Source organism: Achromobacter sp. SIMBA_011, assembly GCF_046535435.1.
Classification (GTDB): Bacteria; Pseudomonadota; Gammaproteobacteria; order Burkholderiales; family Burkholderiaceae_B; genus Achromobacter; species Achromobacter dolens.
Window position 1 is genome coordinate 36,317 of sequence record NZ_JAWRWN010000003.1, and the last position, 26,490, is coordinate 62,806.

13 protein-coding genes and 1 pseudogene are annotated in these 26,490 nt (G+C 66.9%); 7 read left to right on the top strand and 7 right to left on the bottom strand.

All coding sequences use genetic code 11. The features are described from left to right. Positions 1 to 113: 113 nt before the first annotated feature. Positions 114 to 1,970, top strand: a complete 1,857-nt coding sequence (locus SB816_RS13280) for an EAL domain-containing protein (protein ID WP_231132851.1) — start codon at positions 114 to 116, stop codon at positions 1,968 to 1,970. A 150-nt stretch (positions 1,971 to 2,120) separates the two neighbouring features. Here SB816_RS13280 and SB816_RS13285 read toward each other — a convergent pair. After that, a pseudogene (locus SB816_RS13285) lies at positions 2,121 to 3,647 on the bottom strand (methyl-accepting chemotaxis protein); the annotation flags it as partial. A 140-nt stretch (positions 3,648 to 3,787) separates the two neighbouring features. On the opposite strand from SB816_RS13285, the gene SB816_RS13290 reads away from it, so the two are divergent. Together SB816_RS13290 and SB816_RS13295 are read left to right on the top strand one after the other, a co-directional pair. Next, a complete protein-coding gene (locus tag SB816_RS13290; protein ID WP_054502634.1) occupies positions 3,788 to 4,948 on the top strand; it encodes an acyl-CoA dehydrogenase family protein in 1,161 nt (386 codons plus the stop codon). Then, the gene (locus tag SB816_RS13295; protein ID WP_410547264.1) at positions 4,945 to 6,315 is read left to right on the top strand and encodes an MmgE/PrpD family protein; all 1,371 of its coding nucleotides are present in this window, start codon (positions 4,945 to 4,947) and stop codon (positions 6,313 to 6,315) included. Before SB816_RS13290 ends, SB816_RS13295 begins: the two co-directional genes overlap by 4 nt. A 16-nt stretch (positions 6,316 to 6,331) precedes the next feature. Here SB816_RS13295 and rph read toward each other — a convergent pair whose 3' ends face one another. After that, positions 6,332 to 7,066 (bottom strand): ribonuclease PH, encoded by a 735-nt coding sequence (gene rph / locus SB816_RS13300; protein WP_410547139.1) that lies wholly within the window; start codon positions 7,064 to 7,066, stop codon positions 6,332 to 6,334. Positions 7,067 to 7,245: 179 nt separating this feature from the next. On the opposite strand from rph, the gene SB816_RS13305 reads away from it, so the two are divergent. After that, positions 7,246 to 8,175: a YicC/YloC family endoribonuclease gene (locus SB816_RS13305; RefSeq protein WP_410547140.1), complete on the top strand. Its 930-nt coding sequence runs from the start codon at positions 7,246 to 7,248 to the stop codon at positions 8,173 to 8,175. A gap of 81 nt (positions 8,176 to 8,256) precedes the next feature. Here SB816_RS13305 and SB816_RS13310 read toward each other — a convergent pair whose 3' ends face one another. Then, positions 8,257 to 9,834 carry an amino acid permease gene (locus tag SB816_RS13310; protein WP_156330766.1) on the bottom strand — a complete coding sequence of 526 codons (1,578 nt, stop codon included), beginning with the start codon at positions 9,832 to 9,834 and terminating at the stop codon, positions 8,257 to 8,259. A 166-nt stretch (positions 9,835 to 10,000) separates the two neighbouring features. Further along, positions 10,001 to 11,500, bottom strand: a complete 1,500-nt coding sequence (locus SB816_RS13315; RefSeq protein ID WP_369815833.1) for an AMP nucleosidase — start codon at positions 11,498 to 11,500, stop codon at positions 10,001 to 10,003. Positions 11,501 to 11,722: 222 nt separating this feature from the next. Between SB816_RS13315 and SB816_RS13320 the strand changes: the two genes are divergently transcribed. From SB816_RS13320 to SB816_RS13330, 3 genes are all read left to right on the top strand, one after another. Beyond that, on the top strand, positions 11,723 to 12,076 hold the full coding sequence (locus SB816_RS13320; RefSeq protein ID WP_054502639.1) for a hypothetical protein: 354 nt from the start codon (positions 11,723 to 11,725) through the stop codon (positions 12,074 to 12,076). 59 nt (positions 12,077 to 12,135) lie between these two features. After that, positions 12,136 to 14,223, top strand: coding sequence for a TonB-dependent receptor (locus SB816_RS13325; protein ID WP_064522999.1), 2,088 nt, complete (start codon positions 12,136 to 12,138; stop codon positions 14,221 to 14,223). Positions 14,224 to 14,435: 212 nt separating this feature from the next. Continuing rightward, the gene (locus SB816_RS13330) at positions 14,436 to 15,029 is read left to right on the top strand and encodes a C40 family peptidase (RefSeq protein ID WP_116791225.1); all 594 of its coding nucleotides are present in this window, start codon (positions 14,436 to 14,438) and stop codon (positions 15,027 to 15,029) included. 469 nt (positions 15,030 to 15,498) lie between these two features. Here the strand turns inward: SB816_RS13330 and SB816_RS13335 are convergent, their stop codons facing one another. From SB816_RS13335 to SB816_RS13345, 3 genes are read right to left on the bottom strand one after another with little or no spacing between them, the layout of a single operon-like run. After that, entirely contained in the window at positions 15,499 to 15,987 is a 489-nt protein-coding gene (locus tag SB816_RS13335) for a contact-dependent growth inhibition system immunity protein (protein ID WP_162876560.1), read from the bottom strand. A 5-nt stretch (positions 15,988 to 15,992) separates the two neighbouring features. Further along, on the bottom strand, positions 15,993 to 24,650 hold the full coding sequence (locus SB816_RS13340) for a hemagglutinin repeat-containing protein (RefSeq protein WP_410547141.1): 8,658 nt from the start codon (positions 24,648 to 24,650) through the stop codon (positions 15,993 to 15,995). 38 nt (positions 24,651 to 24,688) lie between these two features. After that, positions 24,689 to 26,392 (bottom strand): ShlB/FhaC/HecB family hemolysin secretion/activation protein, encoded by a 1,704-nt coding sequence (locus tag SB816_RS13345; RefSeq protein WP_410547142.1) that lies wholly within the window; start codon positions 26,390 to 26,392, stop codon positions 24,689 to 24,691. Positions 26,393 to 26,490 lie beyond the last annotated feature (98 nt).

The following is a 26,490-nucleotide window of genomic DNA, read 5'->3' on the forward strand; positions in this document are numbered from 1 at the left end:
TAGGGCGCGGTCACCGCCCCGGGCGGCATGTTACGTGTAAGCGCAACAACACAGACATATTTCGTCGTCAATATGGGCAATCTTGTCACTGATCGTATCTGAACGCCCCGGCGATGAACCCACTTCACGCTTTGCCACGGCCGGTTGCGGCCAGCGCGCCCACCCATTCCGCCGGCGCCGCTGCGCCAGCCCCCGTCAGCCTGGCCGGCATCCTGCGCGAACGGCTGCTGCGCCCCCGCTTCCAGCCGGTGATCGACCTCTCGCACAGCCGCATCTATGGTCATGAAAGCCTGATCCGCGGCCCGGTCGACACCACCCTGCACTTTCCCGACGCCCTGTTCGCCGAGGCCCGCCGCCAGGGCCTGCATCCGCAACTGGAGCTGGCCAGCTTCCGGGCCGGCGCCCAGGGCTTCGACCAGACCGCGGCCGCCGGCAAGCTGTTCCTGAACCTGTCGGGTTCGGCGCTGATCCACTACTGGACGCTGTGGGGCGACGAAATGCCGCTGCGCCTGCTCAAGGATTGCACGCTGGCGCCGTCCAACATCATCGTCGAACTGACCGAGCAGGATCCCCTGTCCGAGCACATGTCGACGCTGGGCAACGCCTTTGCCTGCCTGCGCGAATACGGCATGCGCATCGCCCTGGACGACTATGGCGTGGGCAATTCCAACCTGCAGTTGTGGGCCGAGATGCAGCCCGATCTGGTCAAGATCGACCGCTACTTCTTCAACGGCATCGGCCATGACGATCGCAAGCAGAACATGGTGCGCGCCATCCTCAAGGTGGCGCAGTACCTGGGCACGGCCATCGTGGCCGAGGGCATCGAGACCGCCGAGGACTTGGCGGTGGTGCGCGACCTGGAGATCCGCTACGCCCAGGGCTGGCTGCTGGGACGCCCCGACGAAGCCCTGCTGACCGAACTGACCCCGCCGCTGCGCGACTCGCTGCGGGTGCGGGCGCCCGCCCCACTGTCGCAGCGCTCGACCGGCGGCACCGCCGCCAGCCTGCGGGTCGAGGCCCCGGCCGCGCTGCTGCACAAGCACACCAACGACGACGTGCACCGCCTGTTCATCGAGCACAAGAGCCTGCACGCCGTGGCGGTGGTCGACGGCGACAACCGGCCGGTGGGCATCATCAACCGCCGCGACTTCTCCGAACACTACGCGCAGCGCTACACCCGCGAACTGTTCGGACGCGACGCCTGCTCGACCTTCATGAACGGCGAGCCGGTGCTGGTGGACCTGGACGTGTCGATCGACCAGTTGAGCCACGTGTTGATCTCGGAAGACCAGCGCTACCTGATGGACGGCCTCATCATCACCCGCGACGGCCGCTACGACGGCCTGGCCACCGGCGAGACGCTGGTGCGCTCGGTGACCGAGATGCGCATCGAGGCCGCGCGCTACGCCAACCCGTTGACCTCGCTGCCGGGCAACATTCCCATCAGCCGGCATATCGCCACGCTGCTGGAGGACGCCGCCGATTTCACCATCTGCTACGGCGACCTGAACAACTTCAAGCCATTCAACGACGTCTACGGTTACTGGCGCGGCGACGACATGATCCTGCTGACCGCCGACATCATCAAGCGCCACTGCGATCCGCTGCGCGATTTCGTCGGCCACGTCGGCGGCGACGACTTCGTGGTGCTGCTGCGCAGCGCCGACTGGAACGAGCGCATCCAGCGCGTCATCGCCGAGTTCAACGAGCGCGCCATCGACCTGTACGACGACGAGGGCCGCCGCAACGGCGGCATCGAGGCCGAGGACCGTTACGGCGTGCCGCGCTTTTTCCCGTTCGTGACGCTGGGGGTCGGCGCGCTCACCGTCACCCCTTCCCTATGCGAGCGCATCCGCCCGGAGGACATCGCGTCGGCCGCTGCCCATGTCAAGCACAAGGTCAAGCATGGGAACCTGTCGCTGGTGACCGAGCGCTACAACGGCGGCGCCCTGCCGCAGCTCGTGCGCTGAAGCCTGCCCGGCGGCCTCCTGCGTCGCCTGGTCGATCTGGAATACCGACACCGCGCGCCGCAGGCCCTGGGCCTGCTGTTCCAGCGCGGCGGCCGCGGCGGCGGTCTGTTCGACCATTGCCGCATTCTCCTGGGTCGAGCGTTCGATATCCGCCACGGCGTCATTGACCGAGGCGATGCCCGCGGCCTGCTCGGCCGTGGCGCTGGAGATTTCCGCCACGATCTGGGTCACGCGGTCGACCGAGGCCAGCATGTCGCGCATGGTGTCGCCGGCCAGGTTGACCTGGCGCACGCCGGCCTCGACGCGCGCGGCCGAATCCTCGATCAAGCCCTTGATTTCCCTGGCCGCCTGGGCGCTGCGCTGGGCCAGCGAGCGCACTTCTCCCGCCACCACCGCAAAGCCCTTGCCCTGCTCGCCGGCGCGGGCGGCTTCCACCGCCGCGTTCAACGCCAGGATGTTGGTCTGGAAGGCGATGCTGTCCACCACCCCGACGATCTCGCCGATGCGGCGCGCGCTGTCGGCAATGCCCTGCATGCTGGTCACCACCTCCTGCACCGCCTGGCCGCCGCGCTGGGCCAGTTGGGTCGCGCTGAGCGCCTGGCGGCTGGCCAGATCGGCGTTGCCTGCGGTCATCTGCACCGTATGGGCCAGTTGCGTCATGTTGGCCGCGGCCTCCTGCAGCGAACCGGCCTGGCGCGCGGTGCGGTCCGACATGTCGGCGCCCCCGGCCGCGATCTCGCCCGAGCCCGTATGGATCTCCTCGACGCCATGGCGCACCGACGCCACCGCCGCCGACAGGCCGGTCTGCATGCGGCGCATGGCCGAATACAGCACGCCAATCTCGTTGTCGCCATGGACGGCGATGTGGCCGGTCAGGTCGCCGTCGGCGATGCGGTCGAAATGCGCGCCGGCCTCGTTCAGCGGCCGCAGGATGCGGCGGCGAAAGCCCAGCCGGATCAACACCGCCAGCACCAGCACGAAGCCCAGCACCGCCGCGGCCACCACGGTCACGCGCTGCATGGTCTGGCTGGCCCCGGCCACCGCGGCCTGGCCCTGCTGGCGCGCATAGGCCTGGTAGGCGTCGGCCTGCTTCACGTAGGCCGAGCCAGATGCCGGCAACACCTTGTCGACCAATCGATTCACCTCGATGCCGTTCCAGCCCTTGATGGCCTTGAACATGGGCGCCAGCGTCTGGTCGGCAAAAGCGGCATAGGCCGCCAGCGCCTGGTCGAACAGCGGCGCGCCCTGGGCGCTGGTGTCGGGATTGGCGCGCAGCCGCGCCAGGCTGGCAGCGGCCTGCCTGAGCAGCGCATCGGCATGGTTCAGCGACTGGTCGCGGGCTTCCTCCAGCCCGCCCTCCATGGCCGTCTTGGCGTCGGTCAGCGCGGCGCGCGCCTGGAACAGGCTGCTGGTCATGTCCGACAGGTCGCTGGCGCGCTCGATACTGCCCCGTCCCAGCGCCTCGATGTCGGCGCGGTTTTCGCGCAGCACGAAGATCCCGGCCGCCGCGGCCAGCGCGAACAGCACCACAAACACTGCCAGAATGGCGGAAACCGCCGTCGTCACCCTGAGATTTTTCCGCATATCCATCCGTCTGTTGCATCGCCACACAGGCGCATCGGCGCGATTATGGGGATGCAGTTTGGCAATTTCTTGACACAACCCGGCCCCCCGCATGACGAACGGCCGTCACACAAATGCGCTTTTGCGAACAGGAACCCGGTATTAATGAATTGTGAATTGGCAGGCGCGGCGCCTTGCGGCACATTCGATCCTGTCCCGAATTCCATTTCACTGTCGACATCGCAGCCCACCCCATGCCTCACGCCTCCCACGCCTACCAGGACATCCGCGAAGCCGTCCGCGACCTGTGCGCCCAATTCCCCGCCGAATACTTCCGCAAGGTCGATGAAGAACGCGGCTACCCCGACGCCTTCGTGCGCGCGCTCACCGAAGCCGGCTGGCTGGCCGCGCTGATTCCCCAGGAATACGGCGGCTCGGGCCTGGGCCTGACCGAGGCCTCGGTCATCATGGAAGAGATCAACCGCAGCGGCGGCAACTCGGGCGCCTGCCACGGCCAGATGTACAACATGGGCACCCTGCTGCGGCACGGTTCCGAGGCGCAGAAGCGCGAATACCTGCCGCGCATCGCCGCCGGCGAGCTGCGCCTGCAGTCGATGGGCGTGACCGAGCCCACCACCGGCACCGACACCACCAAGATCAAGACCACCGCCGTGCGCCGCGGCGACCGCTACGTCATCAACGGCCAGAAGGTCTGGATCTCGCGGGTGCAGCATTCCGACCTGATGATCCTGCTGGCCCGCACCACGCCGCTGGATCAGGTCACGCGCAAGTCCGAGGGCATGTCGATCTTCCTGGTGGACCTGCACGAGGCGGTCAAGCACGGCATGTCGATCCGCCCGATCCCCAACATGGTCAACCACGAGACCAACGAGCTGTTCTTCGACAACCTGGAGATCCCGGCCGACAACCTGATCGGCGAGGAAGGCAAGGGTTTCAAGTACATCCTGGACGGCCTGAACGCCGAGCGCACCCTGATCGCCGCCGAGTGCATCGGCGACGGCTACTGGTTCGTCGACAAGGTCACCGCCTACGCCAAGGAACGCATGGTGTTCGGTCGCCCCATCGGCCAGAACCAGGGCGTGCAGTTCCCCATCGCCCGCGCCCACATCAACGTCGAGGCCGCCAGCCTGATGCGCTACGAGGCCTGCCGCCTGTTCGACGCGCACGAACCCTGCGGCGCGCAGGCCAACATGGCCAAGCTGCTGGCCGCCGACGCCTCCTGGGAGGCCGCCAACGCCTGCCTGCAGTTCCACGGCGGCTTCGGCTTCGCCACCGAATACGACGTCGAGCGCAAGTTCCGCGAGACCCGTCTCTATCAGGTCGCGCCGATCTCGACCAACCTGATCCTCTCCTACGTCGCCGAACACATCCTGGGCCTGCCGCGCTCCTTCTGACCATGACCCCCGACACCTCCCACCCCAGCGCCACCCTCGCCGCCTTCGCCGCCAACCTGCGCTTCGAGGACATCCCCGCCCCGGTGCTGCGCCGCGCCGAAGACCTGTTGCTGGACTGCCTGGCTTCGATCCTGGCGGGCGCCGCGTCGCGCCCGGTGCTGGCCATCGACCGCTACGCCGCCGCCATGGGGCCGGCGGACGGCCCCAGCGAGATCCTGATCAACCGGCGCCGCACCTCGCCGGTGTTCGCCGCCATGGTCAACGCCGCCGCCGCCCACGTGGTCGAGCAGGACGACGTGCACAACGGGTCGGTGTTCCACCCCGCGGCCGTGGTGTTCCCGCCGGTGCTGGCGGTGGCCCAGGCGCTGGGCCGCAGCGGCCGCGACCTGCTGGTGGCGGCCGTGGCCGGCTACGAAGTCGGCATCCGCGTCGGCGAATTCCTGGGCCGTTCGCACTACAAGATCTTCCACACCACCGGCACCGCCGGCACGCTGGCCGCCGCCGCGGCCACCGGCCGCCTGCTGGGCCTGTCGCCCGCGGCCATGCTGGACGCCTTCGGCTCGGCCGGCACGCAAGCGGCGGGCCTGTGGGAGTTCCTGCGCGACGCCGCCGATTCCAAACAATTGCATACCGCCCGCGCCGCCGCCAACGGCATCGCCGCGGCCTACCTGGCGCAGGAAGGCTTCACCGGCGCGCGCCACATCCTCGAAGGGCCGCAGGGCATGGCCGCCGGCATGTCGAGCGACGCCGACCCGGCCCGCCTGACCGACCGCCTTGGCACGCGCTGGGCGCTGGCCGAAACCTCGTTCAAGTTCCATGCATCGTGCCGCCACACCCATCCGGCGGCGGACGCCCTGCAACAGGTGCTGCGCGAACACAAGCTGGCCGAGAGCAATATCGCGCGCGTGGTGGCGCACGTGCACCAGGGCGCCATCGACGTGCTGGGGCCGGTGGTCGATCCGCGCACCGTGCACCAGTCCAAGTTCTCGATGGGCACGGTGCTGGGCCTGATCGCGCGCCAGGGTCGCGCCGGCCTGCCGGAATTCGATGCCGCGCTGGACGATCCGGCGGTGGCCGACTTCCGCGGCCGGGTCACGATGGAACTGGATCCGGAAGTCGACGGCGCCTATCCGCAGCGCTGGATCGGCAAGGTCACGGTGCATACCCGCGACGGCCGCGTGCTGCACGGCCGCGTCGACGAACCCAAGGGCGATCCCGGCAACACCCTGTCGCGCGACGAGATCGAAACCAAGACGCTGAGTTTGGGCCGCTATGCCGACGCCGCCACCGAGGCCGAGCTGCGCGGCCTGATCAAAGCGATCTGGGACCTGGAGCGGGCCGGCAAGGTGGGCGCCCTGCTGCCCTGAGGCCCGCGCCGGCCGCTTACGCCAGCGCCGCCCGCTGCGCCCGCACCAGGCCGGCGATGCCGCTCTCGGCCAGGCCCAGCATCGCGTCCAGTTCGGCGCGCGTGAAGGTCGCGCCCTCGCCCGTGCCCTGCACTTCCACGAAGGCGCCGCCGCCCGTCATGATGACGTTGACGTCGGCGTCGCAGGCCGAGTCTTCCTCATAGTCCAGGTCCAGCACCGGACGGCCCTGCACCAGCCCGACCGACACCGCCGCCACCGCGTCGCGGATCGGGTTCACGGCCAGGTCGCCGCGTTGCATCAGCAGCGCCACCGCGTCGGACGCGGCCACCCAGGCGCCGGTGATGCTGGCGCAGCGGGTGCCGCCGTCGGCCTGCAGCACGTCGCAATCCAGGTGCAGCGTGCGCTCGCCCAGCGCCCGCATATCGAACACGGCGCGCAGGCTGCGGCCGATCAGGCGCTGGATCTCCTGGGTGCGGCCGCTCTGCTTGCCACGCGCGGCCTCGCGGTCGCCGCGGGTATGGGTGGCGCGCGGCAGCATACCGTACTCGGCCGTGACCCAGCCCTCGCCTTTGCCCTTGAGGAATGGCGGCACCTTTTCCAGCACGCTGGCCGTGCACAGCACGTGGGTGTTGCCGGCCTTCACCAGTACCGACCCTTCGGCGTAGCGCGTGAAACCGCGCTCCAGGCTGAACGGCCGCAGTTCGTCGACGGCGCGGCCCGACGGGCGGGCAATGGCGGTGGCAGTGGTCATGGCAAGGCTCCAATCAGATTCGGTTGGCGGCATTGTACGGGCTGCCGGTCGCTGCCCCGCCCGGGTTTGGAGTATCCTGCCGCGATACACGGGTTGCATATACCCGCCCGCGTCCGCGCACGACGGACAGGCGGAACCGGCGCGGCCCGATCCAAAACAAGCAACAGGATATCGACACCATGATTCGCAGTATGACCGCCTTCGGCAACGCCCGGGCAGACCTGGAACAAGGCACGCTGGCGCTGGAACTGCGCAGCGTCAACAGCCGCTTCCTCGACCTCTATTTCCGCCTGCCCGACGAGCTGCGCCACGTCGAGACGCCGCTGCGCGAACTGCTGACGGCGCAACTGGGGCGCGGCAAGGTCGAGATCCGCGTGTCCTACACCCGCAACGTCAGCGCCGACCTGTCCAGGCTGGACCCCGCCTGGCTCGAAACGCTGGCCGAACAACTGCAGGCCGCGCGCCGCGTCCTGCCCGACATCGCCGCCCCGCGACTGGTCGAGCTGTTCAACTGGCCCGGCCAGCGCGCCAACGACGCGCTCGACCCGCAGGTCTGGGGCGCCGCCTGCATGCAGGCCGCCCAGGAAGCGCTCAAGCAGTTGCAGGAAGGCCGCGCGCGCGAAGGCGAACGCCTGGCCGGCATGATGCGCGACTGTGCCGACGGCGTGGCCGCCATCGTCGAACTGGTGCAGAACCACCTGCCGCAGTTGCTCGCCGACCACCGTGACAAGCTCGCCGCCAAGCTGCGTGAAAGCGTGGAAACGGCTTTCCCCGGCGGTTTCACCCATATCTCGGGCGCCGAATTGTCCGAGCGGCTGTCGCAGGAAGCCAACCTGTTCGCGCTGCGCATCGACGTCGCCGAGGAACTGTCGCGCCTGCGCTCGCACGTGGCGGAGCTGCGTCACCTGCTGACCGACGGCGGCGGCAAGGCCGAAGGCAAGAAAAGCGCCGGCAGCGCCGGCAAGCGCCTGGACTTCCTGTTCCAGGAAATGAACCGCGAAGCCAATACGCTGGGTTCCAAGGCCGGCAGCATGGAAGTCACCCGCGCCGCCATGGACCTGAAGCTGCTGATCGAGCAGATGCGGGAACAGGCGCAGAACATCGAGTGACCCGCAAACGCCAAGGCCGCCGCAATCACTGCGGCGGCCTTGGCCGGATGCAAGAAGGCCGCGGAGTTCCGCGGCCTTTTCTCATCGCGCGTTGGTACCGGGCGCTGTCGCCGTCTCCGGCCCGACCGTGGCGGGCTCGCCGCGCAGGGCCGAATCCAGGTAGGCGCTGCGCGCCCGGGCATCCGGGAACGTCATGTCCTTGTAGCTGACAAAGCGCGAACCCTTGACCAGCCGGTAGCCCAGCCAGATCAGCAGGAACAGCGGAATGCCGATGTAGGTGGCCGCGACGCCGCCCCAGTCGATGCGGTGTTCCAGGAAGGCCTGGTAGTTCTGGCCCAGCGTGATGATGAGACAGAGCACGAAGGCGAAGATCGGGCCGAACGGGAAGAACGGCGACACATAGGGCAGATCGGCCAGATTGCGGCCCTGCTTGACGTAGCCACGGCGGAACCGGTAATGGCTGATGGCAATGCCCAGCCAGGCGATGAAGCCGGTCATGCCCGAGGTGTTCAGCAGCCAGATGTAGACCGCCTTGGGGCTGAAGATGAACGAGAAGAAGCACAGCGCCGCCACCACGGTGGTGGCCAGCAGCGCCCACAGCGGCACGCCGTTGCGCGCCACCCGGCCGAAAATACGCGGCGCCTTGCCGTCACGCGCCAGGCTGTAGAGCATGCGGGTGGCCGCGTACATGCCGGAATTGCCGGCCGACAGCACCGAGGTCAGCACCACCGCGTTCATGATCGAGGCCGCCGCCAGCAGCCCGGCGCGTTCGAAGATCAACGCGAACGGACTGACGCTGACGTCGGTGACGTCATTGCGCAGCAAGTGCGGATCGGTATAGGGAATCAGCAGGCCGATCACCAGGATCGCCATCACGTAGAACAGCAGGATGCGCCAGAACACCTGGCGCACGGCGCGCGGCAGGTTGCGCGCGGGGTCCTTGGATTCGCCGGCGGCGATGCCGATGAGTTCGGTGCCCTGGAACGAAAAGCCCACTACCATGGCCACCCCGATCAGGGCGGCGAAACCGCCGGCGAACGGCGCGTCGCCCACGGTCCAGTTGGCCACCCCGCCATCCTCGCCGCCGCGGATGATGCCCAGCAGCATCATCACGCCCATGGCGACAAACGCCAGCACGGCGATCACCTTGATCAGCGCGAACCAGAATTCGGCCTCGCCGAAGCCGCGCGCCGACAGCGCATTCAACCCAAAAGTGATGGCAAGGAACAGCGCGCTCCAGTACACGCCCGGCACGTCGGGAAACCAGTACGCCATCACCAGTTGCGCGGCCACCAGATCCACCGCCACCGTGACGGCCCAGTTGTACCAGTAGTTCCAGCCCAGCGCGAAGCCGAAGCCATCTTCGACATAGCGCGCGCCGTAGGTCGAGAACGACCCGGACACCGGCATCGCGGCGGCCAGCTCGCCCAGGCTTGTCATGAGGAAATAGACCATCACGCCGATCAGCACATAACCCAGCAGCGCCCCGCCCGGACCGGCCTGGGCGATGGTGGCGCCGGAGGCCACGAACAGCCCCGTCCCGATGGAGCCGCCCACCGCGATCATCGTCAGGTGGCGCGCCGACAGGGCGCGGCGCAATTCGGACGGTTCTGCCGCCCCCTTCTTGCCGCCGTCGCGGTGCTGGTCGTGTTCCGTCAATGCCAAAGTCGTGTTCCTTCAGAGCAAAAAAGCCCCCGCGGATTGTGCCCCCGGGCGCCGTGGGATTTCCACGCAACGCGCGAGCATAGCGCAACTGCCCCCGGTCGTCGAAACGGCCGGGGGCAGGCGTGGATCCGTCCCCGCGCGGGGGATATTCACGCCGGGGCTATTGAAACGCCGTTTCCATGAAGGTGCGCAGCTTGCGCGAATGCAGCCGCTCGGGCGGCATGTCGCGCAGGCGTTCGAGCGCCCGGATTCCGATTTCCAGGTGCTGATTGACCTGGCGGCGGTAGAACGCGCTGGCCATGCCCGGCAATTTCAATTCGCCATGCAGCGGCTTGTCCGACACGCACAGCAGCGTGCCGTACGGCACGCGGAAGCGGAAGCCGTTGGCGGCGATGGTGGCGGACTCCATGTCCAGCGCGATGGCGCGCGACTGCGCGAAGCGCTCGACCAGCTCGACGTGGTCGCGCAGTTCCCAGTTGCGGTTGTCGATGGTGGCCACGGTGCCGGTGCGCATGATGCGCTTGAGGTCCCAGCCGGACAGTCCGGCGACCTCTTCGACCGCCTGCTCCAGCGCCACCTGCACCTCGGCCAGGGCCGGCACCGGCACCCAGGTGGGCAGGTCGTCGTCCAGCACGTGGTCCTCGCGCACGTAACCGTGGGCCAGCACGTAGTCTCCCAGCCGCTGCGAGTCGCGCAGGCCGGCGCAGTGGCCCAGCATCAGCCAGGCGTGCGGGCGCAGCACCGCGATGTGGTCGGTGATGGTTTTGGCATTGGACGGCCCCACGCCGATGTTCACCAGCGTGATGCCCGAATGGTCGCCGCGCACCAGGTGATAGGCCGGCATCTGCGGCAGGCGCTGCGCCTGGCCGTCGTCGGCCGGGCCGGATTCGCCGCGCCGCGTGATGCGGTTGCCCGGCTCCACCAGCATCTCGTAGTCTTCGTTGCCGCTGGCCATCAGCGCGCGGGCGCGGGCGCAGAACTCGTCGACGTAGAACTGGTAGTTGGTGAACAGCACGAAATTCTGGAAATGCGCCGGCGCCGTGGCGGTGTAGTGCTGCAGCCGGTGCAGGGAATAGTCCACCCGTTGCGCCGTGAAGGGCGCCAGCGGCTTGGGCTCGCCCTCCTTGCCGCGCCACGAACCGTTGACGATGGCGTCGTCGGTCACCGCCAGGTCGGGCACGTCGAACAGGTCGCGCAGCGGGCGCTTGAGCGCCTCGAGATGCTCGCCTTCGACATACGCGCCCTCGGGGAAAGCGAAGTGCAGCGGGATGGGCGAATCGGATTCGCCAACCTCGACCGCCACGCGGTGGTTCTGCAGCAGTTGGCCCACCTGTTCGATCAGATAGTCGCGAAACAGCGCCGGCTGGGTGATGGTGGTCTGGTAGATGCCGGGTTCGGCCACGTGGCCGTACGACAGGCGGGTATCGATGGGATCGTAGGTTTCCACCAGGATACGGATGGCCGGGTAATAGGCCCGGGCCCGTTCGCGGCCATTGGACGAGCCTTTCAGGACTTCGCGGAACGCCGCCCGCAGGAATGCCGTGTTGCGGGCGTAGATCTCCGCCAGCCGGTCGACCGCCGCCACCGCGTCTTGGTAGGGCTCGAAAGGAATGGCCTCGGGCCGGTTCATCGAGGACAAAGGGTGTACTGCGTTCATCATGCGCTGGACTCCGCTTTCTTATGGTCTTGTTTTCAGCGGCCGCTGTCGGCGATCAAACCGGCAAGGGCCGATGGCACCGATTATGCCCGACCCAATCGCTCGATGAAGTGCCATATTGGCCCGCCTGACCAGACGCCATCTGACGCCTGATCTCCGGCGCCAGGGTCGTCATTGCGATGGAAACAATATATCATTCCGTTTTTCCATTTTTACGCCCTGCCCATGCCGCCGGCCACCGGCTTTCGCCCCCGCCCGACTCAGCGCCTTGCCCGATGGGCGACGCTGGCGTGGCTGTGCGCCTGCCTGCTGCTGGCGCCGCTGGGCGGAGTGCGGCACGCGCTGGCGCACCTGTATGACGCACCCGAGTCCAGCCAGGACGCCGCGCATACCCCCGACAAGCTCGGCCACTGCGACCTCTGCCATATCTGGGATCTGCTGGACGCAACGCTGCCAGCCTCGTTTCCCGTCATCAACGGCAGTCCGCCCCGGCTGACGCCGCCGCCGCCCACCCCGCGCGGCGCCACGCTCGTCACCAGTCCCTGGTTCCAATCGCGCGCCCCGCCCGCCGCGGCCTGATCCCCTCGCGCCCGATTCCAACCGCCGCCGTCCATCGGCCGGCACCCAGGACTGCCACCATGTCTATTGCTTCTTCCTTTGCGGGGACGCGCTCGTCCCTGCGCGCCTTCACCCTCAGCCCGCTCGCCCTCGCCTGCCTGCTGGCCCTGCCGCAGGCCGCCCGCGCCCAGGCCGCCGCCGACGCCACCACGCTGTCGCCCGTCATCATCACCGCCAATCCGCTGGGCAGCGAAGCGCTCGCCTCGCCGTCGACGGTGGTGCAAGGCACCGGCCTCGACCTGCGGCGCGCCTCGAACCTCGGCGAGACCCTCAACGGGCTGCCCGGCGTCTCCACCACCACCTACGGCCCGATGGTGGGCCGCCCCATCATCCGCGGCATGGACGGCGACCGCATCCGCCTGCTCAACAACGGCGTCGGCTCGCTCGACGCCTCGTCCCTGTCGTTCGACCACGCGGTGCCGCAGGACCCGCTGTCCACCAACCGCGTCGAGATCCTGCGAGGCCCGGCCGCCCTGCTGTACGGCGGCAGCGCCATCGGCGGCGTGGTCAACACCATCGACAACCGCATTCCCACCGAACCCATCGACGGCATCCACGGCGACGTCGCCGGCAGCTACGGCGGCGCCAACAACGACCGCAACGGCGCAATCCAGCTCGAAGGCGGCGACGGCAACTTCGCCATCCACGCCGACGCCTTCAGCCGCAAGACCGGCGACCTGCGCATTCCCGGCTACGCCCGCACCTCGCAGCAACGCGCGATCGACGGCCCCGACCGGGACCAGCCGCGCGGCACCCTGCCCAACAGCGACGGCCAGGCCAGCGGCGGCGCGCTCGGCATGTCCTGGACCGGCGACCGCGGCTACGCCGGCCTGTCCTACAGCGGCTACGACTCGAACTACGGCTCGGTGGCCGAGCCGGACGTGCGCATCAGGATGCGCCAGGAACGCTTCGGCTTCGCCAGCGAGCTGCGCGACCTGGAAGGCCTGTTCACCAGCGTCAAGATGAACTTCGCCTACACCGATTACCAGCACAAGGAAATCGAGGACGGCGAGACGGGCACCATCTTCAAGAACCGCGGCTACGAGGCCCGCATCGAGGCCCGCCACGCCGACATCGGGCCGCTGCGCGGCGTGGTAGGCCTGCAACTGGGCCAGACGCGCTTCTCGGCGCTGGGCGACGAAGCGCTGGTGCCCACCACCGACACCGATTCCGCCGCGCTGTTCGCGCTGGAGGAATGGAAGATCAACGAGCGCCTGACGCTGAGCGCCGGCGCGCGCGCCGACCACACCCGCCTGACGCCGGGCGGCGGCGGCAACGAACGCTTCGACGGCTCCAATCGCCGCACCTTCACCGCCGGCAGCTTCTCGCTGGGCGGCATCTACAAGCTGGACAGCGCCTGGTCGGTGGCCGCCAACACCGCCTACACCGAGCGCGCGCCCACCTTCTACGAGCTGTACGCCAACGGCCCGCACGCCGCCACCGGCCAATACCTGCTGGGCGACCAGAACCTGGCCAAGGAACGCGCCTGGTCCGGCGACCTGTCGCTGCGCTACAAGAAGGACGCCGACAGCGCCAGCGTCGGCGTGTTCTACAGCCGCTTCTCCAACTACCTGGCCGAAATGAACACCGGCCGTTTCCGCAACGATGACGGCGACCTGGTCGCGGCCGGCGATGACGGCGCCCTGCCCGAGGCCCGCTACCAGGGCGTGTCCGCGCGCCTGTACGGCGTGGAAGCGGAAAGCAGCACGCGCGTGCTGCAATCGGGCGGCCACAAGCTGGACCTGGGCCTGTCGGGCGACTACACCGTGGCCCGCAACAGCGACACCGGCCGCTCGCTGCCGCGCATTCCGCCGCTGCGCCTGCGGGTGGGGTTGGACTACGGCTACGGCCCCTACAGCGCCGGCCTGAGCGTGTCCAAGGCCTTCGCCCAGCACAGCCGCCCGGACAACGACACGGCCACCGCCGGCTACTACAGCCTGGACGCCACCGCCGGCTACCGCTTCAAAGTCGCCGCGGTGCAATGGCAGGCCTACGTGCGCGGCATCAACCTGACCAACCAGGACATCCGCTACGCCACCTCGGTGCTGCGCGACGTCGCTCCCGAAGGCGGGCGCGCCGTGATGGTCGGCCTGCGCGGCAGTTTCTAGCCGCCAGGCGCGGCGCCCGTTACCTTTTCCCCACTGCCGCAGGTAACGGGCGCCCCGCCAGAATGCTGCATTGCACTACAAATGTAATGAAACTTTATTCCATTACAATGCGAAGGCAGATTGCGAGGCTCAAGCCTCCCCTGCGCCCTTTTCCGCCGGCTTGTCTGACCCGACAAAGCCATGCCGCCCACTCCGATTCCTGAAGTGACGTAATGACGCCGCCTACGCGAAAAGCACGATCCGCCCTGTTCCGCCTGCCCGCATTCCTGTCCGCGCCCCTGCTGGCCCTGACGTTCTCCTGGTTACCCGGCGCCGCCCAGGCGTCCATCCCCTCCGAACAAGCCCGCGCCACCCTGTCCGGCCTGAGCCTGGCGCAGGAACCCACCGTGCCCACCCTGCGCGAACGCGTGGTGCAAGCCGGCCTGGCCGCCATCGGCACGCCCTACAGTTGGGGCGGCGACGACGCCGCCGAAGGCTTCGACTGCAGCGGCCTGGTGCTGTACGTGTTTCGCGAGATCGCCGGCCTGGAACTGCCGCGCACCGCGCGCCAGCAGCGCACCCAGGGCGATACGGTCAACAACAAGAAACAGCTCAAGCCCGGCGACCTGGTGTTCTTCGCCACCCGCGGGCGCGGCATCACCTCGCACGTGGGCATCTACATCGGCCAGGACAAATTCGTGCACGCCCCGCGCCGAGGCGCCAAAGTGCGCGTGGACGAGATGAAGAATCCGTACTGGTCCAAGCGCTATCTCGGCGCGCGCAGCTACATCGATACGGCCAAGGGCCAGATGCTGGCGCAGAAGTAGATAAGCCGCCGCGCCGCGTGCTGTGCGCTCGCGGCGCCGTGTAGGGAATGTCTCGTCGTGAGGGCGCAGGCGCCGTCGCCCTCCCGCGAGTTCGGATCCGGCATTGCCAGCACCTGATTGGCGGTCTTGCCGGTGCGATTCCGTTGGGCGTTGATACCGGCGTTGGACACGGCCGCACGGCAGATACTGCTGTGCGTCACGTTGCTTTGCTGCTCAGGAGCGTGCGCATGCCCGGCGCTGGCGCCGGCACCCAAGTTCTGAACAGCTCGCATCCCCGGTAACGCTGAAGCCGCACAACAGGCCTCGCCCGGGGCACCTTGTAAAGCTGCCGCTCTCGATGTCACTGACGGCAAGCTTCGCCTCATCACGGCATTCCCCCATCACCGTCGCTTCGGACGAGCCTTGAGGGTGTAGACGCGCCCTGCTTGTGCCGAAACATCCGTTATGCGCTTGGGGCCGATGCGATCGATCATGTGCAGCGAGTAAATGCCTCCCGCAAAGCAAGACCCAGCTCCATGTCGCTGGCAGTCTGCGGAACGATTACTGGGACAAGATCTAAATTAGTACGCACCGTGAAGCCGTCCAGCCCTTTGCGGTGAGTCGGCTGGAATTCGATTCCCTCGCTTATCACGGAGACCGGACAAAACTTCATGCTCTTATATAAAGCCCGCTTCCCGGCATATCCGAATTTTTTCATCATCAAGGAATCTTCTTCGCCCCCCCTTCGTTTCAGTTCGCCCGAATTAATCAGTTGATTCACATATTCTTGAGAAACGGGTCTGCTCGCGGCAAGAGCCCGCCTGACAGCACTACCCAGCACCTCATCGTTTTCATCCGGCGGCAGAAATAACTTATATCCATCTGGATCACTAATTTCTATTAATTCAACTGCCAGGGAACTTACGCTGAAAAATTTGTCATTCGAAAGCACGATGGCAGATGGAATAAATTTTTTCATGCTCATTACCTCACTTTAGTTACAACGATATTTATATCGAATTGCTTTGCATATTCGATAGTTTTCGCGATGGCTGAAAACTGTTCGACCGTCGAATTCGCCGGCACAGCAAGATGCATCTCGCGTCGCGCAAAAGAGCTCGCACTGATCATTTCTTCCTTTGCGCCATCCCTTGTGAACTCAATCATCTCATCCACGTATTTGTTGAGCGTTCTTGTGATCGCCGCAGGTTGTTGATAGCTCTTTGCCCCTGTATCCAGCGTTTTTGTGCTGATGGCTATTCCGTCCGGGGTGAGATGATCAAAGGTTGAAAAATTACTTTTGACCGCGTTCAGATCGCGTGTTCCCGGCGGTAATTTCGCCTGAACAAAAGCTTCGAAGGGTTTGCCCTGCTGAGCGATCCCCTTCCCCCATTGCATCCCGATCTCGCTCATCGAAACTGTACCGCCCAGGCCTTTGCCTTCAGCCTTCAGCAGTTGAGCGCCAAGCTTCATGACGTCCAGGGTCTTGGCACTTACGTTAATGCCTGCCTTTGCAAGTGCAATTCCCCCCTTTGCCGCAGTACCGACGCCAGTCACTGCGGTGCCAACCTGCCACGCCAGATTGCCGAGGTCCTCGCCAAGTTGAAGGGCATGGTCGGTGCCACCAACCTCAATGGCCTGACGCATCCGAGTGATCTTCGCGTCGAATTCGGCGACGAGCGAGTCGCCGAGTTGTTTCCGCATATCAGGATCGGTGACGAGCTCCTTGATTCCGTTCAATCCCGCGATCGGGTCGGACAGGAATGCCGCCAGACCCTTAACGTCATCCCAGCCCGCCAGAGCGAGACCTTTGCCAATGCCGGCAGTCGTCAGCACATCCTGCTTGCCCGAGATGTAGACCCATTTGCCCTGAATCTTCAGGTACTCAAGCATGCCGTCGGCGGCCGCGAGTTCCTTGTTCATCTGGACGATCTGCTGGGTCGCCAGCCAGTTGTTGTCCACCGCGGTTGCCGCGGCGGTCGATGCCGGGGCTGCATCCACCACGCCGCCTGCCGCACCGATGCCTGTCACGATGCTGACTATGAGATTGCGTTTGGCTTCGCGCTCAGTCGCTTTTTCATCGGGTGTCGTTTCGCCGAACAATCCTGTCAGAAGACTGCTGGCCGATGCTCCCAGCGCGGCGCTGGTGCAACTCTGGCTACTCGCCGCGGCGCCTGCGCAGGCCACTATCGCGTGCATCGACGCATGCAGCGCACTGCCTTCGGTCAGCGTTCCGTTGGCGACCAGTTTGCCGACGTAGCCCGCCCCCTGTTGCTGCACGTAGTTGACCAGCATGTTCTGAGCGAACTGCGAAGTCGTGCCAGTAACGTTGCCGCCAGCCGCAGCGGTAAGGGCGGCAGCAATCTGCCGGTACGTGCCGCCCGCCCCCCAATTGGCGTCAATGTTTCGTGCTTCGGCGTAGCTTGCCGCTGCCTGATCCCTGAGAGCCTGCCGTTGAGCATCCGAAAGACCATTGCCGGGGTCCGCGGCCATTGCTTCAGCCGCTTTGGCTTCGCTGACTCTGACATCGGCCTTCTTCGCCATATTGTTGAGCAGCGTGCCGGTTTCCCGCGTCAGCGCCCCCACGATCTCGAAGCCTGCCCTGATCTCCTGCTCGTTGAAAATGGGTTTGAGAGCGTTGGCGCCGTCCTGTCCGGTGAACACGTCACGGTTCAGTCCGGCCATCATTTCGTCGACCGACTGGCCTGACAGGTCCTGCTGAGCCAGTTCGTTGGTGATAGTGAGGCGCGCCCCGCTAATGCCGCTGCGGGTGGCGCTGGCACTGTTGCCGCTGGCGGCCATGACAACTGGCAGACTGGCGCTGAAGTTGCCCAGGGTCGGCAGGGTACTGCCGGGCACCTGGCCGCCGGTGGCGGCCTGCCCCTGCTGGTTGGTACCCACACCGCCGCCGGGGCCAGTTTCCTTCCTGTCGCCATTGCCAGTGCTGTACCCGCCGCCAACACTGATGCTGCTGGCGGAGTATTCGGCGTGGTTACTGATGTCACTCGTGGTGAGTGTGCCGGTGGTCAGCGTGTTGAAACCATCCCTGACCGCCTTCTCGGACGACGTGATGGCGGCTCCCCTTAGGTCGGTGTTGTCCCTGACTTTTATCTGGAACCCGCCCTCGCCGGCTTCGATGCGCGACTGTTCGGTGACGCTGGCATAGTCGCTGTGTATCTTCTGCTGGCTAAGGTTTACGCTGCCCGAGAAGCCCGCGCCCACGGTCACGCTGCCGCCAACGTTGGTGTCCTTGCTCCGGAAGGTACTGGTATCCTGCAGGCTCTCGATGCTGAGGTTGCCGCCTACGTCGGCCATCACCTGCCTGCCGCTGGCGACCGCGCCGCGCAGGCGGGTGTCGCCGCCGGATCCCAGGATCAAACGTTCGCCGGCTGTTACGTGGCTGTTGGTCCAGGTGACATCCTTGCCTTCTCCCTTACCTCTGCCAATGCTGGCGTTCGCCGTGACGCCCATGGCGGCGCCGCCCTGGCCGACAGAGATCGCCACACCCACTCCCGCGCTGGAGTTGCTGCTGGTTCGGCGGGTTTCTATGGTGTTCTGCGCCGCCAGCAGATTGATATCGCCATCGGCCTTGAGCACCGCGTCGCCGCCCGCGCGGATGTCGCTGCCGCGCACGGTCAGGTTGGAATCCGGGCCGCCGCTGGCGTCGATGCGCACATCGCCGCCAGCGGCCACGGCTGAACCGGCGGCCGTATCCGTGGTGGCGGTGGATTTGCTGTCGCTTTTACTGGCGCCAACGGTGATCGAGATATTGACGCCGCCGGCCGACTGCGGGTCGGCCTGGACGGCATCGTAGGCATTCTTGGCCGCCAGCCCCGTGGCCGCGCCTGCCAGCACCTGCATACGTCCGTCAGTCGTCTGGCCGGCAGCGCGCTTCATCTGCCCGGCGGTCTCAATGGCCGACAACACCGGCGCAGAAAGCGCCACGGTCAGGCCGGACTGGCGGAACTTGCTCTGTTCCACGCGCTTGCCGGTTTCCCGCGCGTCGACGATATCGACCTTCCCGGCGTGGATGTCGATAGCGCCCTTGGGCGCGAGGATATGGCTGCCGGTCTGCTGGTAGTGGCCGTCCGCCGCCAGGGTCACGTTGCCGGCAGTGGAGCCCGCGGTTGAGGCCGCCGCATGGGTACTGGCGTCCCGGCGGTCGCCGCTTTGCATCTGGCTGCCGATCGTGAAGGCGAGCCCCCCGTTGTAAAGGAAGCCGCTTTTCCGGTTTTCCTTGAAGTGGCTTTCCTGGCTGGTTTCGGTGGCGGCCAGCAGGGTCAGGTTGTTGTTGGCCACGATGGCCGTGCCGGCATCGGAGACGACGTTGCTGCCGGTCAGGTTGACGTTCTCGCCCCGGATGGCAACGGTGTTGCCGCTGAAGGTGCCGGATAGCGCCGTGGTCTCTTCCAGGCTGTCGCGGGTCGTTTTCGTGCTGGAGCCCAGCAGGCTCCTGGATGTATGTCGACGGCCTTCGGCCCAGTTGCGGTTCGCTTTGCCTGCCAGGATATTCACGTCGCCCCGCGCAACGGCAACCAGGGCTCCCTGCTCGCTGGTGACAGCGCCAGCGGTGCTACTCAGATCGCGGCCAGCCTGCAGGCGCACGTCGCCGGCCGTGGTGATGGCGCTGCCGACATCCTGCTCGTAACCCTGCCTGAGATAGTTGCTGGCATTGCGTACGTTGTTCTCCTGCTCGGCAATCGTGACGGTGCCCAGCGTCAGGTCCCGGCCGGCGACCATGGCGGTCTGACCATCCTTGCCGCGGTTGCCGACCCGGGCCGCGATCAGCTTGGCGTCACGCCCCGCCGAGGCCAGCAGGAGGCCATTCGGGTTGGTGACGTAGAGACCGGCCACGCGATCCAGGCTGGTCCGGCTGAAGTCGCTGCGTCCGGCCCGCGTGGCGCCGCCGCAAGTGGTGCTGACCACGTTGAGGTCGCGTCCGGCGCCGAGCCGCAGCGTCGAACCGGCATCCAGCGTGCCGCCGATGTTGTCGATGTCGGCGCGGGCGCTGAGCGCCACGGCATCGCCGGTGATGCGGCCGCCGAGAATGCGCAGGTTCTCGCCGCTGAGACTGACCACCGCGCGTCCCGCAATGGCGCCGGAACTAACGAGATCGCCTTTCAGGTTGAGATCGATGGAGTTGGCGGCCAGCAGGCTACCGTTGCCGTCAATGTCGCCAGGCCGTACGCGGACGTAGACCTGCGGCGCCAGGGCGCGCGTGATACTGCCATCGGCCAGCGTCACGTCGCGTTCGACCAGCCAGACGATATCGCTGGTGAGCTGGGCCATCTGCCTGGCGCTCAGCGCCACGCCAGGACGCAGATTCCATTCTTTCGCATAGGTGACGCCTGCGTCCAACAATGCCTGGAACTGCGCCTCGTCGCTGGCGTAGCCCCCGAGGAATCGGCGGCCAGTCAACTGGCCTATCTGGTCGCGGACCAGTTGCTGTTCGTAGAAGCCATCGCCCAGTCGCTTGTGCACGAGGGCCGGGTCATGGCCGAGCTGCGACAGCATGTAGTCGGAACTGAGCCAGTTGCGGTAGTCGGTGAAACGCGGATCGGTCTCGACCAGGTAACCCCTGGCGTTCGGGGAAACACGAAACAGGCTGTTGGCGGGCGCCGCCGTGTCCAGCCGCGCGGTAGCGAGACCGCTACCGCCGGCGGCATGTGTTCCTCTGTCGATTCCCGGCCCCTCGATGCGGGCTGCTTGCGCCCGGGGGTCCGTTATCGGCGCTGGGTCGGCATTGACGGCGGCACGGACGCCGCCGCCCACAATGGGGCCGACGCGATGGTCCTGGCGGTCGGTGACCGCGAAGCCGCTGCCTGCGCCCGCGGCGTTCTGCACAATGCGGGAAACACCGAGCTCGATGGTGGTCGCCAGGTCGACCGGCGCGTAGGCGATCTTGCCGTCCCACTTGCGCTTGTGGTGGCGTTTGAAACCGCCGTGCCATTTCGAGTAGGTGTACTGGCTGGTTCCGACCCGGTTGATCGTGTGCTCGCCCAGGGCGGCCACGTTGTCGATTCGGTCCAGATCGCCGTGCAGGGCGCCGCCGGCCATGATCCGGCTCTTGTCGTTGACGAGCTGGTCGCCGCGCAGGGTCATGTTGCCGCCGGCGCGGATGAGCGCCGGCGCGCTCTCCATCACCTGCGTTTCATACTCGGTCTGCGCTATGTCGTATTGGGTCCAGTCGTGGATCTTCGCGCCGGTTTCCCTGTGCCGATAACGTCCGGCCCTGCTCCAGCTTTCCCAGCGGTATTCGCCGGCATCGTGTTTTTCAGGATCGCCTTCAGGCTGGATGTACAGGTGCCGGGTCGGGCCGCTGATCCTTGCCAGTTCGGTGCGGAAGTGCAGGTTGCCATTGAACAGCCCAGCGCTGTCCAGGGTCAGCCCGCCCAGCGACTCGATGGTGGCGCTGTCGTTGCGGACGAGGTCGGCGCGCGCGGCCGCATGGCCGTTGACGTCCAGCGTACCGCCGATGTTCAGCGCATCGCCACCGCCGCCCGCGCTGAAAATCAACGCCTGCTCGCGGTTGGTGATGAAGCGGGCGCCGATATCCAGGCGCTGACGCGCCGCGATGACGGCGGCGGCGCCCGCTTCTTCGCGATTGACGACGGTAGCCGCCTGGATGGCAAGCTGGTCGCCATAGAGCCGGCCGCTGCCGGCGTTATCGAGAGCGCCGGCTTCGATATGGGTCTGGTTGCCGTCGACAAGTCCCCGGTTGGTCAGGCTGTGTTGCGCGGCGACGGTGGCGCGTATGCCGTTCATCTTGCCGGTGACGCTGTTGATGACGTCCGCGCCGCGCACGTCGAGGTCACCGGCCTGCAACACGCCGTGGTTGATCAACAGGCCAGCGGTGCTGATGCGGGCGTGGCCATTGGCGGTGATTTCCCGGAGGTGGGTGAAGTCCTGCCGCAGGCTCAGGCGCAGATCCCCCCTGGACAACAGGTTGCCGTCACCGTCCAGGCTGTCGGCGGCGACGTTGAGCAATTTGCCGGCGATCAGCGTGCCGCTCGGATTCAGCACACGACTGACGGCCACATCGATGCTGCCGCCCGAAGCGATGTGACCGCGCGCGTTGTCGAGCTGGCCTGCGGCGTGCGCGCCACGGATGACGATGCGGCTGTCGGCGGCGACGATGCCGGCAGTGTTGTCGGTGCGACCGGCCGCCAGCATGACGCTGTCGGCCTGCAAGCCGAGCGGCTGGCTGTCTTTCGCGCTTTGCGTGTCGCGGTTGAGGATCTGCGAGGCGCCAAGGGTCAGGCCATGGCCCGCGACCATCAGGCCGGCGTCGTTGTTTGCCTGGCCGCGCAGGAATGCCTTCAGGTCATTGCCTGCCTGGACCCGGCCCCTGGCGTTGTCGATCGACGTCGCGCCGATATCGACGTCCGCGCGGCCGCCCAGCAGCCCGCCTGTGTTGTCAATGTCGCTGACCCGGGCGATGAGATCCTTTCCGCTGTGCACGACGCCGTCGCGATTGGTCAGATTGCCGCTGTTCAGTGCCAGCGTGGCGAGGCTGAGAATGCCGCCCGTGTCGCCGGCATCGGCATTGATCAATGCCTGACCGTGCGTATCCACGCGCATTCCCTGCCGGGACTGCAGGAGGCCGCCGGCATTGTTCAGCGCGCCGCTGTCGATGTCGAGCAGGCCGCTGGTGGCGGCGATGGTCCCGCGGGCATTGTCGAGCGCCGCCAGTCGTGTATCGACTGCGACGCTGGCGCCCAGCACCATGCCCCCGGCATTGCCGAATCCACCGTTGGCCAGAATGACGTTGCCCGCCCCCCGCAGCGCGCCGCCAGCGTTCCCGGTATGCCCGCGCGTAGCCACGCTCAGGTCGCCGTCGGTGGAAACGATCAGGCCGCCATCGCGGTTGTCCAGCACCGAGGCGATGGCGGTCATGTCACCGCCGGCCACAAGCAGGCCCCCGTCGCTGTTGTCCAGGCGCCCGTTGATCCTGATACCGGTATCGGACCTGCTGTCGTTCCGAAAAGTCCCGGCGCGGTTGGAGAAGTCCTGCGCGCTGACGGACACGGGGCCGTGCACTTGCATCAGCCCGGCGTCGTTGCTGAGCAGGCTCGCGGCAATGCGCGCGCCGGCGGCAACCCGGATTTCACCCTGGCGATTGCTGAAATCGCCACCGCTCACTTCGAGCTGAAGCGCGCCCAGATGCCCGCCGTCATTGTCAAGGCCGCCGCTTGCGGTCAGGTCGATATGCCCGCCGGCCAGGATGCGGCCGCCGTTGTTGTCAAGAATGCCAGTGATCTTGAGCACGCCATTGGGCATCGAGGCAAGCTCGGCGTCCGGCTGGGCGCCATTGCCGTCCGCGCCTCCCGCACCCGCTTGCGGCGCCTGCTCATTGCCCAAAGACGCGTCCGACCGCGGCGCCGCGAGACCGATACGGCCGCCATCGCGGTTGCTGACGCGGCCCGCATGAATCGCCAGGTTCAATGGACCGGTCTGCCCGATAACCCCTTCGCGGTTGGTCAGGGACTGCGCAGTGACGCCGATGCGCCTGGCGCTGAGCGTTCCGCCGCGATTGTCGATATCCTCGGGAGTGTCGAGCGCCAGTTCGCGGCCCGCGCTGAGCGTTCCGGCATTGGCAAGGCCGCCGCTCGCGTCTATGCGCGTGTCGCTGCTGGCCTGCATCGTGCCGAGGTTTTCCAGGCGTCCGTCGGCGGTGACCAACAGTTGGCCGGCCTGAGCGCCCATCGTACCGGCGTTGCGCACCCCGACGCCATGCTCGGTTCCCACCAGGACGATCTTCTGGCTGTACATGCCGCCGAGCGCGCCGACATCCAGCGCAAAGGCTGGCGCATCGCCACTGGCGGCGATCTTGCGCACCTCCGCCTGGTCCGCGCTGACATCATTGCCTCCGGTGGCGATCCGGAGCTGCCGCGCCCAGATCCCGGCGTTGGCTTCCACGGAGCGGGCGATCAGATCCGTGTAGTTCGCCGTGCTGGCATCCATGCCCTGGCCCGTAACGCGGATGGCGCCGCCCTGCACCCGATAGCGTTCCAGCGCTCCGCCGTTGATGACGGGCCGGCCGGTGGTGATGGTGGCCCGCTCCGCGTTGATGAAGCCGCAGCCATCGCAGGAAATGCCCGCCGGGTTGGCGATGACAAGCTGCGCCCGATCGCCCGCGACCTCGACATAGCCATTGAGCCGGCTCGGGTCGCTGGAGTTGACTTCATTGAGAATGACCCGGGCCGTACCGCGCGCCAGCCAAGGATTGCCCTGGACCCAGCCGCCAAGCTGTGTTTGCGCGTTGGTGCGGGAATTGTTGAGAATGACGCCCGGCTGCCCGACATCGAACTGGCGATAGGCATTGCGTGAAACGCCGGCTGCGCTCGGGGTCTGGATATTCACCAGCGGGACGCCGCTGGCCGCTTCCAATACCGTCGGTCGCTGATTGCCGGGGGCGCCGGGGTCGGCCACGACCTGCGCGTTCGCCAGGGGCACGATGACCACCAGGCCGAACGCGGATGCCACGGCAAAGCCCAACGGCCTGAGCGTGGCAACGAAACGGCTGCCGGCGGCGCTTGCCTCCCCGCCCTGGCCTGGGCCGTCACGCCGGGCAAGCTCCGTGACGGCCTGGAACAGGCCCAGCGCCCGATTGAAAACGATGCGGTGAAGGTTCCTGTTCATGCCATCGATACCGTTGCCTGCGCGCGATCCATGCGGCGTCAGCAGGACCAGTTGAGGCTGAAGCCGGTCGTCAGCGACCCGCTGCGAAAGCCCGCGGGCCTGGAGAGCGGCGTGCCGACAAACAGATCCCACCAGAATCCCGCGGCGCCGCCACGCAGACCGATGACCGCGCCTGCGAGGCTGCGTCCCTGCAACCAGCGCGTGGACGGGCCCGACACATGGCCGTAGTCGGCGCCGAAATAGAGTTCCTGTGCGGCGCCCAGTTGCAGACCGATTTCGTTGCGCCAGACCCAGCCACGCTCGCCCATGAGCGTCAGTTCGCCGTCAAAGCCGCGTACCGTGTAACGACCGCCGATCGAGAAGCGGTCCGGCGGCGCCAGCGGCGTGCGCGCCCATTGCGCGCGCCAGTTGCCGGAGTAACGGGCACGCTGCGATCCCGGCCGGAACGGAACCACCAGTTGCACGTCGGCGGTGAGGACCTTCATCCGCGAAGTGCCTTCCCCGAAGTCTTCCTCGGGCGCGGCCATCGCGTTGAAGGCGCCCGTGCCGCGCCGCCAGGCCAGACCCGCATCGAGCGTGCTTTCGTGCAGGAATTCGCGGTGGGTCAGCCCCAGCTCCCAACCGCCGGTGCGACGCCGTTGAACTCCGATTTCCGTGTCGTCGATGAAGTTGTTGGACCTGCGCATCCAGCCGCGTCCGTAGAACGAGGTCTTGCGGCTGGCATCCCGGTACACCACGCGCGACAGGCGCACTTCGGCGTTGTTGCTGGTGCCGCTGTAGAGGTAGTTCTGGCGGTATCCGGCAACGGTCTGGTGGTACCTGTAGCCGCTGAGGGTGGCGCTGATTGTCCAGTAGCCCCAGGGCGCGCCGTAATGCGTGGTGTATCCCCGGGAGCCCTTGCCGCTGGCGTTGAAGACGTCTTGACTGACGTTGATGTAGAACAGATCGTTCAACGAGAGTGGGGAATCGAGCGAAAGCGTGGCCGAACCCTGGAGCTTGCCGGTCGCCCTGCTGCCGGCGTCGTCCAGCGATAGGCTCAAGCGCACCGGAGGCAAACGCTGTCGCCAGAGGATCACCAAATCGCTGTCGCCTGGGCGCGCATCGTCAGCTTCAGCAGGCGTGATTTGCAGGTCGGCCGCTACGGTGGGGACGCGTCGGAAGTTTTCCAGCGCCTGTTCGATATCGCGCAGATTGAGCAGGTCGCCGCGCCTGGCCGGCACGGCATTCAAGGCAGTGGCCCGGGGCGACGTACCGGGCGCGAATCGAATGGCGCGGACGCGGCCGGGCACGACGGTGAGCGTCAGCGTGCCGCCCTTCAGATCCTGGGGCGCGGCGAGAATGCGGGTGGTGACGAAACCCCGCGCGACGACGGCATTCTGCACGCGCGCCATGACCACGCTGATGCCCTCGGCGCCAAGGCAGTGCCCCGTGGCGGCGTCGTTCTCGGGGTCGGCGGCGCGCAAGGACCAGAGAAAGCGCTGCGCGTCCTCGCCATCAAGACGGATACGGTCAATCGGAAAGCATGGCGTCTCGTCCCGAGGCAACAGGTCCGGCGACGGCGCGCGCGCCGACCGCGCCCGTACATTCGGCGCCGTTTCCTGCTGTTTGCGCAGCATCCTTTCGCGCTCCTGCTGGCGCAGCAGTTCCTGCGCGGCGCCAGCCTGCGTCTGTGCGGACGCCGATACCATGAACAGCAGCAGGCTGAACGAGATCCATACGCGCTGCGGCAACCACCCGACCATCCTCCCTCCCTATGTATCCGAGCCCGGTCATGCTTCGGCATTGGATGGCGGCAAGGCGGATATTGGGATGCGGCGAGCTGGTTTGTCGGACCAGGCGT